The organism is Chitinophagaceae bacterium (genome assembly GCA_016713085.1).
Taxonomy (GTDB): domain Bacteria; phylum Bacteroidota; class Bacteroidia; order Chitinophagales; family Chitinophagaceae; genus Lacibacter.
The window spans coordinates 1043952-1060277 of sequence record JADJPV010000001.1; the positions used below are offsets into that span (position 1 = coordinate 1043952).

General features: G+C 40.0%; 13 protein-coding genes and 2 pseudogenes. 4 read left to right on the forward strand and 11 right to left on the reverse strand.

Annotated features, from left to right (window positions below; all coding sequences use genetic code 11):
• Positions 1-76: 76 nt before the first annotated feature.
• From IPK31_05010 to IPK31_05030, 5 genes are all read right to left on the reverse strand, one after another.
• Positions 77-1345, reverse strand: coding sequence for an SUMF1/EgtB/PvdO family nonheme iron enzyme (locus IPK31_05010; protein ID MBK8087347.1), 1269 nt, complete (start codon positions 1343-1345; stop codon positions 77-79).
• Between the two features lie 146 nt (positions 1346-1491).
• Positions 1492-3573, reverse strand: a complete 2082-nt coding sequence (locus tag IPK31_05015; GenBank protein ID MBK8087348.1) for a thioredoxin domain-containing protein — start codon at positions 3571-3573, stop codon at positions 1492-1494.
• Between the two features lie 78 nt (positions 3574-3651).
• On the reverse strand, positions 3652-4437 hold the full coding sequence (locus IPK31_05020; protein MBK8087349.1) for a uroporphyrinogen-III synthase: 786 nt from the start codon (positions 4435-4437) through the stop codon (positions 3652-3654).
• Positions 4438-4478: 41 nt separating this feature from the next.
• On the reverse strand, positions 4479-5375 hold the full coding sequence (locus IPK31_05025; GenBank protein ID MBK8087350.1) for a DUF4271 domain-containing protein: 897 nt from the start codon (positions 5373-5375) through the stop codon (positions 4479-4481).
• 35 nt (positions 5376-5410) lie between these two features.
• The gene (locus tag IPK31_05030; GenBank protein MBK8087351.1) at positions 5411-7216 is read right to left on the reverse strand and encodes a hypothetical protein; all 1806 of its coding nucleotides are present in this window, start codon (positions 7214-7216) and stop codon (positions 5411-5413) included.
• A gap of 163 nt (positions 7217-7379) precedes the next feature.
• Here IPK31_05030 and hemW point away from each other — a divergent pair, with 163 nt between their 5' ends.
• The gene (gene hemW / locus IPK31_05035) at positions 7380-8513 is read left to right on the forward strand and encodes a radical SAM family heme chaperone HemW (GenBank protein MBK8087352.1); all 1134 of its coding nucleotides are present in this window, start codon (positions 7380-7382) and stop codon (positions 8511-8513) included.
• A 106-nt stretch (positions 8514-8619) separates the two neighbouring features.
• Positions 8620-9333: a hypothetical protein gene (locus tag IPK31_05040; protein MBK8087353.1), complete on the forward strand. Its 714-nt coding sequence runs from the start codon at positions 8620-8622 to the stop codon at positions 9331-9333.
• Positions 9334-9527: 194 nt separating this feature from the next.
• Here the strand turns inward: IPK31_05040 and IPK31_05045 are convergent, their stop codons facing one another.
• From IPK31_05045 to IPK31_05065, 5 genes and pseudogenes are all read right to left on the reverse strand, one after another.
• Positions 9528-9956: a hypothetical protein gene (locus IPK31_05045; GenBank protein ID MBK8087354.1), complete on the reverse strand. Its 429-nt coding sequence runs from the start codon at positions 9954-9956 to the stop codon at positions 9528-9530.
• Between the two features lie 64 nt (positions 9957-10020).
• A pseudogene (locus IPK31_05050) lies at positions 10021-11064 on the reverse strand (NAD(P)-binding domain-containing protein).
• 190 nt (positions 11065-11254) lie between these two features.
• On the reverse strand, positions 11255-12634 hold the full coding sequence (locus IPK31_05055) for an efflux RND transporter periplasmic adaptor subunit (GenBank protein MBK8087355.1): 1380 nt from the start codon (positions 12632-12634) through the stop codon (positions 11255-11257).
• Between the two features lie 37 nt (positions 12635-12671).
• Positions 12672-14117, reverse strand: a complete 1446-nt coding sequence (locus IPK31_05060) for a TolC family protein (GenBank protein ID MBK8087356.1) — start codon at positions 14115-14117, stop codon at positions 12672-12674.
• Positions 14118-14224: 107 nt separating this feature from the next.
• A pseudogene (locus tag IPK31_05065) lies at positions 14225-15389 on the reverse strand (PLP-dependent transferase).
• A 49-nt stretch (positions 15390-15438) separates the two neighbouring features.
• Between IPK31_05065 and IPK31_05070 the strand changes: the two are divergent.
• Positions 15439-15666, forward strand: a complete 228-nt coding sequence (locus tag IPK31_05070; protein ID MBK8087357.1) for an addiction module protein — start codon at positions 15439-15441, stop codon at positions 15664-15666.
• Positions 15651-15968, forward strand: a complete 318-nt coding sequence (locus IPK31_05075; protein ID MBK8087358.1) for a type II toxin-antitoxin system RelE/ParE family toxin — start codon at positions 15651-15653, stop codon at positions 15966-15968. Before IPK31_05070 ends, IPK31_05075 begins: the two co-directional genes overlap by 16 nt.
• 10 nt (positions 15969-15978) lie before the next feature.
• Here IPK31_05075 and IPK31_05080 read toward each other — a convergent pair whose 3' ends face one another.
• Positions 15979-16326, reverse strand: coding sequence for a VOC family protein (locus IPK31_05080; GenBank protein MBK8087359.1), 348 nt, complete (start codon positions 16324-16326; stop codon positions 15979-15981).

A 16326-nucleotide genomic window follows, 5' to 3' on the forward strand; every position in this document is an offset into this window, starting at 1 on the left:
CTGACAGAGTAAAAGCTTTGCTCTTACTCTGCCGGTTTAATTTTGGGTTTATAAAGAATGTTTAGAAAGACGCAGATTAACGTTTACGCATTGTTGGTGGCAAATCGATCACACAACGGAAGCCTACATAAGATTTCGCCGTATCCTGGTATTCGTAGTTACGTGTACTTGTTTGCAGGAAATATCCTACAGATTGCCAGCTTCCGCCACGAACAACTTTACGCTTCATACGGGGAGGATCACTGTCCTTCGCATTATAACGGATATCAGGGTTCATATCGTGTGCAAAGTTGTAACCACCTTCGTAATAAAGTGAACCGGTCCACTCAGCTACGTTACCAGCCATGTTATACAAACCAAAATCATTTGGCCAGTATGCATCCGCACGCACTGTATAGAAACCTCCATCTTCAGGATAGTTACCACGACCAGGTTTAAAGTTGGCCATCAGACAACCTTTCCTGTTACGGAGATAATAGTTACCCCATGGAAACATTGATTGTGAACGGCCGCCACGTGCTGCATATTCCCACTCCGCTTCTGATGGAAGACGGTAGTTTGATTCTGTAGCGTAATTTTTTGTATCGTTATAACTGTTGAGGAGATGTGTACGGTAATTGCAGAATGCATTTGCCTGTTTCCAGGTAACACCTACCACAGGATAGTTTGCAAACGCAGGGTGAGCAAAATAACGCTGGCTCATTGGTTCATTATAACTGTAAGAGAAATCACGAACCCATACCAGTGTATCAGGATAAATTTTTACCGGATTTTTAATAATGAATTTAGAACGGGGTTCGTTTGGTTTGCGGTATGCAGCAGCTTTATAGTCTACATACTCTTCCTGGTAAATTAATTTATCAGGGTCAATTTCCATTTTACCCATGATACGATCGTCCGGTGCCATCATCATAGAACCGAGTTTTTCGTATACATTTTTTTCTTTCCAGATACCATTCGCTTTTTTCCAGTCAATAGCATTTGTCTTGGGATCAATATATCCCAGCACAGTTGCAGCGATGGAGTCACGTACATAAAATACAAATTGTTTGTATTCGCTGTTGGTAATCTCAGTTGCATCCATCCAAAAGCCACTGATAGAAACCTGCCTGTTACGTGCTGTATAGGCGTAGTTAATATCCTCGTCACTGGGACCCATGTGAAAGGTTCCCTGCGGAATATGGACCATACCCAAGTGAGTATTGTTATTGGTTTTAGAGCCATAGTTGGCACCAACCAATTGACCATTGTTCGCAGTCTTCGTTGACGATTTAGATTTCCCGCAACTTGAAGCAAGTACGGATAGGGCGGCGATTGCTAAGCAACTTAACAGTTGGTTCTTCATTGTTAAGAGTTTATTTTTTTCTTATTAGGTATTGGACAAATGTAAGAATTCCGCAAGGGAGATTCTTCACAATTTATCGCAATGCTAATATTAATTTTTTAATTATCAAAATGTTTTAGGTACTCTTTTCCTTAACGATTTGTGATCTATTTTATTGTATAATAAGTCATTTCACTTAGAAGATCCTGTATTATCAAGGGGTTGGGCGTTGGTGTAAGACATACATACTGCCTGCACAGGTAAAACATCGTTTCATCATATTCCGTAGTTTTCTCTTTCAACAAAGGGAAATTACGGTTGCTTTCTGCTGCCGCCTGGATAACAAGGTTTGGCGAATAATGAGACAAAAGCAGATCCCTGCCGGTTTGATAATCTTTTCCAATAATTGCCAGCTCATTATTTCCTTTAATAAAATTCTGTACTTCAGCTGCCCATACTCCAAAAGAACCGGGGTAACGTACAATGGCCTGCTGAAGACCGGACAGCATTTTGATGGCCTGCTGTTTCCAGTTTGCTTCATCATAAATAATACCCAGGTAATTTAAGTTAAAAGCCAAAACAGAGTTTCCGGATGGAACCGCTCCGTCATACACTTCTTTTTTACGGATAATAATATCTTCCTGGCCCTCCGGGGTAAAAAAGAAATAACCCGATTCCTCATCAATGAAATATTTCAGCACATATTCGGTCAGCTCTTTTGCTTTCTCAAGATACCCGGTATCTGAAGTAATTTCCTGGAGATGGATCAAAGCCTGGATCAGAAAAGCATAATCATCGAGGAACCCAGGGAATTTGGCCTCTCCTTCTTTGTACACATGCAATAACCCAGCTTCGCTTTTGTTTTGAAAGGCCTTTACTAAAAAAGACATGTTGCTCACAGCCTTAGTTCTGTATTCTTCTATACCCAGAGCTGCAAACGCTTTGCTGTAAGCTGTGTTCATGAGTGCATTCCAGCTGAGAATTATTTTATCGTCAAGCAGAGGCCTTATTTTTTTTCCCCGCTCAATAAGCAGTTGCTGCAGACAGTTTTTCATCTTTGCTTCAAAGGCAACTGCATCCAATCCGTTTTCAGTACAAAAAACCTCCGCCGCTTTCTTTGTCCTGGGAATATTCACTTCTTCCCAATTACCATGATCAGTTATATCATAGTAACGGCAAAACAGATCAGCATCATTCTTCAGAATTGCATCAACTTCGGATTTTGTCCAGGTATAATATTTTCCTTCTACGCCTTCACTGTCTGCATCAAGAGCAGAGTAAAAACCATTTTCAGGTGAAGTCATTTCGTTTTCAACAAACTGAAGGGTTTCAATGATCGTTTTTTTATAGAGTTCCTTTTTTGTTAATTGATAAGCTTCGCTCAATGCCATTACGATAAGGGCATTATCATACAGCATTTTTTCAAAATGCGGAGCCAGCCATTCTGTATCTGTACTGTAACGGGCAAAGCCACCACCAACATGATCATAAATACCGCCTTCAATCATCTTATCCAAACTCAAACAGGCCTGTTCAAGTGCTTCCTTATTTCCTGTAAAATGATAGTATTGTAAAAGATACCGAATCGTAAAGGTTTGCGGAAACTTTGGTGCTCTTCCAAATCCTCCCCATTCTTTATCAGCGGTCTGCATGATGTTAGCAAACATCTCATCAGCATGTCTTTGCAAAAACAGCTCTTCAACCGGGATACCAATACTGATCCCTTTTTCAATACCAAATGAATTGGTATTCTCAAGATGAGCCAACAGTTCATTGGCCTGCGCTTCAATTTCTGATCTGCGTTCGTTAAAAGCGGTTGAAACTCCACTCAGCACATCTTTCCATGATCCACGGTTATGAGCTTTTACAGGAGGAAAATAAGTACCTCCGTAAAATGGTTTCAATTCAGGAGTGAGGAAAATATTCAGGGGCCAGCCGCCACTGCCTGTCATTGCCTGCAATGCATCCATGTATACATGATCAAGATCGGGGCGTTCTTCACGGTCAATTTTAATATTGACAAAATGCTGATTCATGATGGCAGCAGTTGATTCGTCTTCAAAACTTTCCCGTTCCATTACATGGCACCAGTGGCAGGATGAATAACCGATACTTACCAGTATGGGCTTGTCTTCCGCTTTTGCTCTTTGCAAAGCTTCATCGCCCCATGGATACCAATCAACAGGGTTATGGGCATGCTGTAATAAATAAGGACTGTTTTCCTTTGCAAGACGGTTGGTATGCTGCATAGTTGAATTCATCAAAAAAAGTAGAACATCAAACCTACATTTTTTGTTGAAGAAAAAGAGAAAACTGGTTTGAACGGGTTATTTTCCCTGCTGAGCAAGGAATTTGTCCAATGCTGAAACCATACTTGGAGCCATTGGATCGGGAGCTTTGATCTGTAATTTTAGCCCGGCTTCTTCTACTGCTTTGAAGGTATTAGCACCAAAAGCACCGATATACGTGCCGTTCTGTTTATACTTTGGAAGATTTTCAAACAGGCTTTTTACGCCGCTGGGAGTAAAGAAACAAATCACATCAAACTGACCGGTGGAGATAATATCTTTTACATCATTGCTGATGGTCTTATACAAAATTGGTGTGGCAAATTCACAATTGTTATTGCGGAGCCAGCCCATGATTTCATTATCTAGGTTTTCGCTGCAGGGATACAGAAACTTTTCATTGCTTTTATGCTTATTCACCACATCAAACAAACTCTTATTGGTGCCATCTGCGCCATAAAAAACTTTCCGCTTTCGGTATAAAATAAATTTCTGGAGGTATAATGCAATAGCTTCTGTGATGCAGAAATATTTTGTTTCCTGCGAAACGGAGATCCTCATCTCTTCACAGATCCTGAAAAAATGATCAATGGCATGGCGGCTGGTAAAAACCACAGCGGTATAGGAGATAATATCGATTTTCTGTTTCCTGAAATCTTTAGAGGGGACCCCTTCAATTCGAATAAACGGATGGAAAGATAATTCAAGGTTGTATTTTCTGGCAAGGTCGTAGTAGGGCGACTTTTCAGATTCGGGCCTTGGTTGCGTTATAAGAACGTGTTTAACGCCCTTTTCCTTATTTGCCTTCACAACGTGTTTATCCATACGTGTTCTTGGAAAATTTCTGCAAAGGTATGTACAATTATTTACAAAAATTGAATGAAGACCTTGTATATCACAAGCAGTGGGGCAATTTCAAAAGCAAGGAAAAAAATGAAAAAATGAAACCGTCCCACTTTCAGGTCGGCCTGAATTGGATTGTAGGCCCTTAAAAACCGGTACAGAAAAAGCCCGATAATAATTGCCAGTGAAGCAGTAATAGCCACATCTACCAGCACAGGTTGGGCAAAGGCAATGATGATGATAAACGGCAGAAGGATAACACCGATGATCTTATTAATAAGGAATACAATAAAGGAATAAGCCTCTGTGGCATTCTGCATACTGAAGAGCCAGCCGCTGAAACGAAGGAAAATATATTTGCCGAGGTACAGGGCAGCAACGATGGCAGAAGCAATTACAGGAATCATTAAATCGGGTATTTGAACCGATACCTTATAATGAGCTGCCAGCAGATAAACATAGGTGCCTGCAGAAACTGCAAACAGCATATTAAATAAAAGAGACTGCAATCCCGACTGTACCAATTGTTCCCTGATCTGGTTTACCCTTAATGAGGTTCTGAAAAATACACGGAACAGATCTTTAAAATACCGGAGATAAGTTAACCTGAGTAAACCAAACAGTAAGGACAATCCAAGAATATAGTAAAACAACCACTCCCTTTCATTGGCCTGTTTTTCCTTTTCAATAAAAAACTCAGGCTTTCCAAACAGGTTCAGTTTTACCAGGTTGCGCAAAATATAATTCCGGCAGGAATCAAATGAAGGAGTAATAACAATGGGTTTAACCGAATCAACTTTTGCTGTAACAGCAGCAGTATCCGTAACCAGTGTATCTGCCACTTTTTTTACAACAGTTGAATCCTGTGCAAAAGAATTACAGCAAAAAAACAAAGCAGAAATGAGTAAAAGTAAACGCATCGGTTGCTGCAAAAATATGCAAGCCAAACTATCCATCAGAAAAAATTCACATAACCGAAATGAATTTTACTTTGCCTGAGATTAAAGGAGAGATCATTTCGTTTGCCCGCAGCAAAAGCAATATTGAAAATACCGGCTTTGGTTTCAAAAGCAAGCCCTAACCCTGTGCCGAAATAAGTATTGGAAGTATGGGCGTACTGGCTGTGATTTTGTGCCCATCCTCCATCTGTAAATGCATACAGGTAACTGTTCAATCCAATAAGGATTCTATACTCAGCTGTTACAACTGCATAGGCCGATGCAAAAATACTTTCTTCATCAAATCCACGCAGCAGGCGAAACCCTCCGATCTGATACAGTTCATTCCGGAAGATGCGTGGACTTTGTACCAAACCCACATTTAAAGCTGTTTTAAATGTTGTTTGCTTACCGGTCTTAAAATATTTAGCCACATTCCCTCTAAAGCGGAATGTATATGCTTTTGTACCCAGTGAATCATACAGGGACTGAAAGTTGAAACCTGGATTGGACAGATCTTTAATGTTGCTGATATTATTATTCTGCCTGATGCGCCGGATACCAGCAGAACCGGTAAGCTTCATATCAATCCCTTTGCGTGGATTAAACCGGTAATCTGTATTGAACCATTCATATTCGATTCCAATGTTTGATGTTGTCTGATCTATCTGATCAGGTAACCGCCTGTTGTTACGAATAGCAATGGTATCAACATCAAGAAGATTGGAAATAAACTGCTGGTAAAATATTTTTCCGCTTTTATTTCCGCCAAAAGAATACTGAACACCCAACTGCAGGTTAATATTGAGAAAGCTGGTATCTTTTTTATACCCGTCAAAAGAAAAATCAACACCAAATGGAGAACCAAACAAGAAGGGTTGCTGATAACCTAACTGCAGCCGTGGTGATTGAACCTGTACCTGCTGAAATACCACACTCAATGCTTCTCCCAAACCAAAACTATTACGGAGATTAAGATTAAAATCACCTGTTACCAATAACTTATTACGCCCCTGCTGATCTGTTGCCGGTAGAAAACCAATCAACCCGTTTACCTGGCTGCTCTTTTTTTCTTTTAAATACAGGTTAATAATTGAACCTGTTCCCAAAAAACTCATGTTCCATTTTTGTTCTTCGGTTAAGTAAGGCAGTTGCAAAAGCTTAGAACTGATGCTGAGTAATTTTTGCTTTTGGTAAACAGAGCCATCAGGAATTTCAAGATAACGTTGCAGAAACCGGCTGTTGATCCTTACATCGCCATAAACACGAATACTGTCAACTCTGTAAAGAGGACCTTTTTCCATTTTCAAAACAGCGCTCACTCCTTCCTCCTGCAAATCAAAACTGTCTAAATAAATATTGGCAAAAGGATAGCCGGCATTTTCTAGTTTATCAAGTAAGCGTTGCTGCAATTGCTGAACAGCAGCAAAGTCAAGCGGTTGCTGTTTGAAATTCTTATCCCTGTAGCCTGCGCTGTTTAATAATTCCTGTGGAAGAGAGTCGATATTGAGTTTGGCCCAGCGGTATTTCTTACCCAGGAAGATGAGTATGTTGGCTGAAGTGGTATCCATCTGCACACTGTCAACAGATGCAGTTACAAAACCTTTGTTCTGCAGCAATTGAGGAAGCTGAAAAATATACTGGCTGCAGGAACCTTTATCATCAAAGGCGGTTTGCAGAGCAAGTGAAACAGAAACATCAGCAGTATCAGTAAAACGATACTGTAAAGGATATTTTTTTTGCGCCTGCAAAGCAAATACAATCATGCAGCAAATACATGAAAGAAGAAGATACCTGGAAGAAGCTTTGCTTTTTTGATGCACGAACGGTTAGTTTTGCTGAATCAACATAAGTGATAAAATTAAGCATTCATTTGGCCGGAATATACATTCATATCTCTTTTTGCAAACAGGTTTCACCTGCCTGCTTTCGCCGAAGCTGCAGCGAAGGCAAGCCGGAAAGGAAACAATATACATTTCAAACATAATGGCGGGTATTTATATACATATTCCCTTTTGCAGGCAGGCATGTCATTACTGCAATTTTCATTTCAGTACAAGTCTGCGGTATAAAAACGATTTTGTTGCTGCTTTATTGAAGGAGATTGAATTACAGTCTGCAAATAATTATTTAGAGAACCGGGTAATTGAAACAATTTATTTTGGGGGAGGCACTCCCAGTTTACTTTCCAACGAAGAAGTAAAATCAATCCTGAACAAAGTTCATGAACAGTTTGGGGTTGTTCCCGATGCAGAAATAACATTAGAAGCCAACCCGGATGATGTAACCGATGAAAAACTTGCAGTGTGGAAAGCTGCCGGTATCAATCGTCTCAGCATCGGTATTCAATCATTGTTTGACGAAGACCTGCAATGGATGAACAGGGCACATACTGCTAACGATGCCAAACAGGTGATTCAAAAAGCAAGAGCCGCAGGTTTTGATAATTTCACCGTTGACTTAATTTATGGTACTCCCGGTTTAACAGACGATAAGTGGAAACAGAATATGAATTGGGTATTGCAGCAAAACATCACCCATCTTTCCTGTTATGCCTTAACGGTTGAAGAAAAAACTCCGTTGGATAAACAGATTCGTCTTCATCAGAAAGTGGATGTTGATCCGGAACAGCAGAGCCGTCAATTCATAATGCTGATGGAAACAATGAAGCTGGCTGGTTTTGAACATTACGAAATTTCCAATTTTGCAAAGCCCGGCCACCGGAGCAAACACAACAGCAGTTACTGGCACGGCACACATTATCTCGGTTTTGGACCATCGGCTCATTCATTCAATGGCAACAGCCGCCAATGGAATGTGGCAAACAATCAGCAGTACATTCAATCATTACAGCAAAATAGTATTCCGTTTGAAAAAGAAGAGCTGAGTTCTGTACAGCAGTTGAACGAATATATTATGACCAGTCTGCGATTGATGGAAGGTTGTGATCTGAATCTTGTACAGGAAAAATTCGGAGAAAAGTATGCAGTACAACTGAAAGCAGAATCCATTTCATTTGTAAATAAGAGTTGGCTGATGGAAGCTGATAATTATCTTGTCTTAACAGGTGAAGGAAAATTGTTTGCTGATAAAATTGCTGCTGAATTATTCTTCGATTAGCTCAACACAGAGTAACGGAGAAACAGAGCTGCACTGAGAATGAATTCATTAAAAAATGGAAAAGCTTGTTTAAATTTAGTGAAGTCTCTGCTAAAATAAAACCCGCATGTACGAAGCAATTTCGAATTTAGCCGACATGCCCAGGACTCATCTCTTCGGCATTACCATCCTTGAACCCTTTACAGTTCTCACCAACCTGCTCATTGCTCTTGCCTGCTTTTATGCATACTATGGTTTAAAAAAAAGAGGCCTTAATCAATCTTTCACTCACCGATATATCGGTTATTTTTTTCTGCTGATTGGCTGGGCAACTATTATTGGTGGTGTAGTTGGTCATGCGTTTTTATATGCAACCGGATTGTATGGAAAGATTCCCGGCTGGTATATCAGCATGGCGGGTGTAGCAGCATTTGAGCGGGCTGTTATTTCCCACAGCCGGCCATTGATGAATAAAAATGTTGGCCGTTTTTTTTCTGTGCTGAATATTTTTGAGATCCTCACTTTTATGACGCTCTCCCTAGTAAAGCTGGATTTTCTGTATGTGGAACTGCACGCTACTTATGGTTTGGTTATAGTGGTGTTCAGTTTTGAACTGTATGTGTACCTGAAGACAAAAGAAAAGGCATTTCAGTATTTGTTGTACGCAACAGCAGCCGGAGTTGGTGCTATTCTTTGTCATGCTTTAAAGCTGAGCCTGAACCGCTGGTTTAATTATAACGATATCAGTCACCTGTTCATGGCTGTTTCTATCCTGTTTTATTACAGGTTTGCATTACTGATTAAACTGTATGGGAAAGACGAAGAAAAACAAATCAGCTGAAAACTTATTCAACCGAATGTTTCTTTGCGTTGCGTTGGGTAAGCAGATGATGAACAATACCGATTGCCAGCATCAGCAGCAGCGCCCAACCACCAAAACCTGTAAATGAAACTGGCATGTCTTTTTGTTTGTATAAAGTTACATCAACAAGCTGCATCTTTTAAAAATCAAGCAACTTTTAACATAGCATTGGTTCACCTAATCAATCCCTGAAATCTTGTACCTAGAATTTCGCCCCCTGTTAAAATTATCCCGATACTCATTCCTAAAAACAATTGAAAAATGGGGAGGGTCACCACTATAAAATAAAGCAAAACTCTGTTTATTGAATAATGCTGATATTTTTCTTGTAGCCTACCCATTTTATTCTGACGAAAGAGTTTCTTATAAATAAACTTGTATCCCACCACGCAAATAATTAAACTAAAAGCTAAAAGAAAAATTGGATTAACTCCAATTCGGCCATCAAAAAGAATTGCTTCAATAACATTCCACAAAGGAAGAAATATTGCATAGGAACTCATTAAGGTAAAATATGTGGCGTACAAAACCAGTCTGCCTTCCGGATCAGGCGCATTAACACGTTTATATTCTTCATATAGTTTCACAAAAAGAATAGTCATAAAATTATTTAAGAACAAACTATGTTAAAAAGAATCTGCCTTATTTATCTATATTGACAGATATCTAAATCAACTCCCCTTCCAACTGCTCAAAAGCAACAGCTGGTGGCACATCTTCCCATAAAATTTTATACACGGTATTGGCAATGGGCATATCGGCACCCACTTCCTTGTTGATATTGTAAAAACTTTTGCTGGCATTATATCCTTCGGCCACCATATTCATTTCAAGCTGTGCTGATTTCACCGTAAATCCTTTGCCAATCATATTTCCAAAAGTGCGGTTACGGCTGTACATCGAATAACAGGTTACCAGCAAATCGCCCATATACACACTGGCTGCATAGTTAGCCGATTTGCTGAATGATTTTTTTAAGAGCTGCACACCGGGTATCGGTTCTTTATGTACACCCACTTCAATATTACGGATACCCACTTTGCGCAGGAAGCCCGCCATTTCATCAGCAGCATTGGCAATAAGCACACTTAAAAAATTATCGCCGTATTCAAGTCCGTGTGCAATACCACTGCCCAATGCATAAATGTTTTTTAAGATGGCGGCAAACTGCACACCATACACATCATCATTGATGACGGTGTTGATATAATAATTCTTAAACTGATCAGCAATCCATTGAGCTGTTTTATCGTGCAGACCGGTAAAAGTGAGATAAGATAATTTTTCAGAAGCTACTTCTTCTGCATGGCAGGGACCCATGATGGTGTAGTAATCGTTGATATCAAATTCAAATTCATTTTTCAGGTAATCATTGAGCAATTGATTCCTGCCGGGAATAATGCCTTTTATTGCAGAGATGATTTTTTTCCTTCAAAAATATTCTTTGGTAAGGCTGCCCAGCACTTCTTCTGCATAAGCCGATGGAATGGCAAGGATAATGTATTCCGCATGCTCAATCGTTTCAATTAAATCAGTGCTTAATTCAAGCAGCTCTGTTTTAAAAGAGGCAGAACGCAGATAGCTTGGATTGTGCCGGTACTTCTTTACATGCTCAACAATATGCTGGTTGCGTACAAACCAATGCACTGGCACTTTATTGTCGTTCAGGATCTTTGTCAACGCAGTTGCAAAGCTTCCGCTGCCAATCATGGCAAATTTATTTTTTACTTCTTCCTTATTCAAGCAGTTACATTAAGAACATGTAAAATACTGATTCGGGCTTTATTCAGGTGCTTTGAATGTTTTTTTCTTCCTTTAATCTCCATATTTTTTTCTGTACAATATATCCGGGAAAAAAGAATCCCGCCTCTGGGGCGGGATTCTTTTGCTTATTTCGGTTTTACTTGTCTTCGTACACTTTATCTTTGGGAACCACTTTCACTTTCATGCCATCCTTCAGTGTTTTACTGATGGTATTGTATGGAGCGCTGATTACTTCATCGCCTTCTTTAAGTCCGCTCATTACTTCAATATATTCATTGTCCTGTATATTGGTTCTGATGGCAACCTTCTTTACAGTGCCGTCTTTCTGAATAATGAATACCACTTCTTCCATTGCATCTGTCATAACAGCATTCTCCGTTGCAGAAGCATCCTGGCCCTGTGCCTTTTTCTTGTCCTGTTCTTCTTTTGCTTTTGTTTTTGATGCCTGTTCACTCTTATCTCTTGTGGTTACCGCAAGAATTGGAACAGCCACGATATTTTCATGTTTTGTAGTCATGATATCAGCACTTGCACTCATACCCGGGCGGAAAGGAAGATTTTTTCCTTTTGCAGGATCAATTAAATCAGCATAAGAAGCCGGATCAATACGGATATACACTTTATAGTTGGTTACATCACTGGTAGTTGTTACCTGTTGCTGTGCAGATGTACTGCTGCTTGAAATTTGCGTAACCACTCCTTTAAATTTCCGGTCGTTGTATGCATCTACTTCAATGATGGCACTGTCGCCAATTTTTACTTTCGGAATATCATTTTCACCAACATCAACTCTTACTTCAATCTTACTCATATCTGCCACACGCATAATTTCTGTACCCAAACTGAAACTGTTACCTGCTACACGTTCCCCTTTTTTAACTGCCAGTAATGAAACAATCCCGTTCATAGGTGCAATCACTGTAGTACGTGACAGGTTTTTATTTGCTTCTGTTAAACTTGCCTGTGCACTCTGCACACCTGCTTTGGTACTTTTTACTGTTTGACGTGCTGCATTCAGATCGGCCTGTGCAGTGAGGTACTGACTTTCGGCTGTTTCAAACTCTGATTTAGAAATAACTTTATCGTTGAGCAATTTTTTCTGGCGGTCATAATTCTGTTTAGCCTGGTTGAGTCTTGCTTCAAAAGATGCAATGGATGCTTCTGTATTTCCAACCTGCGCCTGCTGCTGATTTACAACAGAAGATGCACGGTCTCTTGCAGAAGTAAGTACATCAGCAAATACCCTGGCGAGTATCTGTCCTTTACGAACACTGTCGCCCTCTTCCACATACATTTCAACTACTTCACCACTCACATCACTGCTCACCTTGCGCTCATCTTCAGGATATACCTTGCCGCTTGCACTTACTGTTTCAATGATTGTTCGCTTAGTGATTTTTTCAGTTGCAACCTTCACGGCTTCGTCTTTACCAACCGCCCCGGTTTTTTTCAGTACAACCAGTGCAACGATTACTACAACAAGGATTCCTATGATCCACCAAATTTTCTTACTCATATAATGATGTTATGCCTGTTAATTAATTTTTTATCGCTTATAATTTTAACCCTTGCCCTTTATAAAACTCAAGCAGTTTCATACGGAACACATAATCAAACTGGTTGGAAACCTTTTCCAGTCTTGCCCTGAATAAATTATTCTGATTGGTAATTAAGTCGATGGTGCGTAACAAACCTGCTTCATATCTTTTCTTTGTGAGATCGTATGAATATTCTGCAGTTGCAACTGTTTTAACCGATGCCTGGTAACGCTGAAAAGCAGCTGTAGCATTAATATATGCGCTGTAAATATCCTGCTTGAGTGTTTGATTATCCTTATCAACCTGTATTTGCTGGTTTTGATAATTCAGTTTACTGCGCTGCCATGCTGTTCTTGCCTGTCCACCATTAAAGATGGGAACATTTAAACTGATGCCGATTGACTGACGGAAGTTAAAATCAAGCTGCCGTGCAAAATTTGCTTTAGAATAGGCTCCGGGAACAAAAGTTTGTGTAAAAACATTGGGGCTGGAGGGTGTGCCTGCTCCTGTATATCCAATTGGAATGGTAATGGGAACATTTGCACCCTTCGGCAAATTCTTTAAGGCACTTGAATAAGCGGAGTTAAGATTTCCAAATGCTCCAATGGTTGGATACATATTACCTCTTGCCGATTTTTGATATTTTTCCAATGCCTGTAAACGCAGCAGATTCACTTTTTGCAAGGGCATATTCTCAAGTGCAAGCTTATATACAAAGTCGGGCTGTAACTCAGCAAATGTTTCAACCGGAATCATATCAACCGGGGGCGTATCCAGTTCAAAGGATAATGCCGGGTCATAATTCATCCATATTTTTAAACTCAGTATATTCGATTGATAGGTTGTGGAAGCGACAATATAGGTACTGCTGTCTCTTGCCAGCTGAGCTTCCAGTTCAGCAGCATTCAGTTCGGGCAAACTTCCTGCATCAACCAGTTTTTTTGTATATACTAACTGTTCCTTTGTTTGACTTAGTTGTACTGCACTAATATTTAACTGCTCTCTTGACAGGAGTGCCTGCAGGTAAGCAAGGGCAACGCTCAGCGAAATATCATTTCTCCATTTTTCAACTGCTGCAATCTGGGCCTTTACATCGAGTTGATTCCCGAGAATAAGATTCTTTTGCGAATTGAAGTTGAATAAACTCACACTGGAAGAAAATCGATACTGTGAGAAAGTGATCTGCTGGTTCGTAAACCCATTAGTTGCAGGATCAATTGATCGGCCAAACTGAAAACCGTTGCTGTTTTGAAAATTAGCATTGGGCCAGCGCTGCAATTTGCTTTGCTCCAGAGTAAGGGAGGCAATCTTTGCCTGTATATCGGCCTGCTTAATGTTGAGGTTGTTTGCAACAGCATAATCCACACAACGGCGGAGATCCCATTTATCCTGGGCTGATAGGTGAAGCACAGATAAAAACAGGGCTGCTGTTAAAACCAATGCCGGAACAATTTTTCTCATATAACAAAAATAGGTTCTAAGGGGCACGAATGTATTGAATTTTGATTAGCGGTTTAACTGTGAAGCCGACTATTTCCTGAACATTCTTTGTTTTTAACTCTTTTACTTTAAAAAGCAGCTTTAAAAGCCTGATCAAGATCAGCAACCAGGTATTCAGGATCTTCTAACCCAACATAAATTCTGGCCATTTGATGCTCGGGGTTGGCGGCATCAAAATCCTCATCCTGTAAAGCTGCACACCTCGGTAATAACAGGCTTTCATGGCCTCCCCAGCTTACTGCCATTTGTATATGTTGCAGGCTTTCGCAAAAAGTTACAATCTGTTGCCGGGAGCTTGCCTTAAAATAAAAGGTAAATAAACCGGGAGCTTCCTTCATTTGTTTCTTCGCCAGCTGATATTGGTCAAAGTTTTCATCAAATGGATAAATGATGGACGAAACAGCCGGATGATTCTTAATAAAAGCAACCACTTTTTGGGTTGATCGGTTGATGCGTTCCAGACGGGCAGGCAAAGTTCTCAATCCACGGATGAGTAACCAGGCATTGAAGGGCTGAATTCCGCTGCCGATATTCAGGTACTCACTGTCGAAAATCTTTTTCATCATGGCATGACTGCCGCATAGCACCCCGCCCAATGTATCACTGTGTCCGCCGATATACTTGGTTGCTGTTTGCATGGCCATATCAATACCCATCTGTAATGGCTGCTGATAAAGTGGCGTGCAATAACTGTTATCAATTAAGGTGATGATGTTCTTTTGTTTTGCAAAGGCTGCCACCGCTTCAATATCCTGCAAAGCAAAATCCCAGCTGTTGGGGCTTTCGAGATAATAAAAGGTTGTATTGGGTTTTGTTGCCTCAATATAGTTCTCTGTTTTTCTTCCATCAATATAAGTAGTGGTAATACCAAAACGTGGAAGAATAACATCGAACATGCGCTGCACCCATGTGTAGGGCTTACTGACACTCACAATATGATCGCCTGTTTTAACATTGGCAAGCACTGCCGCAAAAATGGCAGCTGCACCGTTATTAAACACTAAGCAGTCTTCAGCTCCATCTAAAGCCGCCAGTTTTTTACGCAGGATATCAACCGTTGGGTTTAACCCACGGCTGTAGAGATAAGTGCTCATTTCATCTGCAAAAGCACTTCGCAAATCATCTACTTTTTTTAAACGCAAAATTGCTCGTTTGCATGATGGGCGGCGAAACGGCATTGAAATAATGCTCACGTTCTTCGCCCAGTTCGTTAAGGATGTAGGATAAATCCATTGTATTGATAGAAAATATTATTGTAAATTAGTGGAATCAAATTTATTACATGCCGACTATTGAAGAAATATTAAAACTTCCCAAAGAAAAACAGCTTGAAATAATGGAAGCTATACAGGATCATCTCGAAGATGAGCCACTGGAAAAAGCACAACTTTCACCGGCACAAATTGATTTTATTAATAAAAGAGTACAGCAGATAAATGCCGGCACTCAAAAAACCTATTCCTGGAGTGAAGTGAAAGAAAAAATGAACAATCGTTGGAGTTCACTTTAATTATCCATGAATTAGCGGCAGAAGACATGATTGAAATTGCCTGCTGGTATGATTTACAATCGCCCGGGTTAGGTAATCGCTTCCAAAGCCACCTCGAAGAATGTTTAGATGGTATTTTTAAAAATCCTACTGCTCATACAAACGTTACAGCAAGCACCCGGAAAGCATTTCTTAAAAATTTTCCCTACTTGGTATTCTTTGAAATAAAAGGAAACATCATACATGTTTATGGTGTGATTCATAGTAAAAGAAATCCATCGCTGATGAAGGAAAGATTCAGAAATATCAGGAGTAGTATTTAATAGAACCTCATTAAGCTCCTGTAATTAATCCAACTGAATTTCCAAAAGGGTCTTCTACAACAGCAACTTCAATGGTGCCGCCAACATTGGTGATTGGTGAAACCAGTTTGGCTTTCAACCCAATTGCTTTTTCTACTGCTGCATGAATATCTTCCACGGCCCAGTAAGCCGTACTGTGGCTCCCTTCTTTCACATTCGTCATGTCAGGGTCAAGACCGAGTTCAAAACCATTGATATCAAACCCAACATAAAATACTTCATCAAAATAAGGCTGGACACCTGTAAGGGCGGTATACCATTCTTTTGCTTTTGCCAAATCATTTACATGATAAATAACCGTACGCAGTTTCTGTAACAT

Bases quoted from the DNA above. Each gene is read 5' to 3' on its own strand.
- IPK31_05010 (MBK8087347.1), bottom strand. From the start codon at position 1,345: ATGAAGAACCAACTGTTAAGTTGCTTAGCAATCGCCGCCCTATCCGTA.
- IPK31_05015 (MBK8087348.1), bottom strand. From the start codon at position 3,573: ATGCAGCATACCAACCGTCTTGCAAAGGAAAACAGTCCTTATTTATTA.
- IPK31_05020 (MBK8087349.1), bottom strand. From the start codon at position 4,437: ATGGATAAACACGTTGTGAAGGCAAATAAGGAAAAGGGCGTTAAACAC.
- IPK31_05025 (MBK8087350.1), bottom strand. From the start codon at position 5,375: ATGCGTTTACTTTTACTCATTTCTGCTTTGTTTTTTTGCTGTAATTCT.
- hemW (MBK8087352.1), top strand. From the start codon at position 7,380: ATGGCGGGTATTTATATACATATTCCCTTTTGCAGGCAGGCATGTCAT.
- IPK31_05040 (MBK8087353.1), top strand. From the start codon at position 8,620: ATGTACGAAGCAATTTCGAATTTAGCCGACATGCCCAGGACTCATCTC.
- IPK31_05045 (MBK8087354.1), bottom strand. From the start codon at position 9,956: ATGACTATTCTTTTTGTGAAACTATATGAAGAATATAAACGTGTTAAT.
- IPK31_05055 (MBK8087355.1), bottom strand. From the start codon at position 12,634: ATGAGTAAGAAAATTTGGTGGATCATAGGAATCCTTGTTGTAGTAATC.
- IPK31_05060 (MBK8087356.1), bottom strand. From the start codon at position 14,117: ATGAGAAAAATTGTTCCGGCATTGGTTTTAACAGCAGCCCTGTTTTTA.
- IPK31_05070 (MBK8087357.1), top strand. From the start codon at position 15,439: ATGCCGACTATTGAAGAAATATTAAAACTTCCCAAAGAAAAACAGCTT.
- IPK31_05080 (MBK8087359.1), bottom strand. From the start codon at position 16,326: ATGTTACAGAAACTGCGTACGGTTATTTATCATGTAAATGATTTGGCA.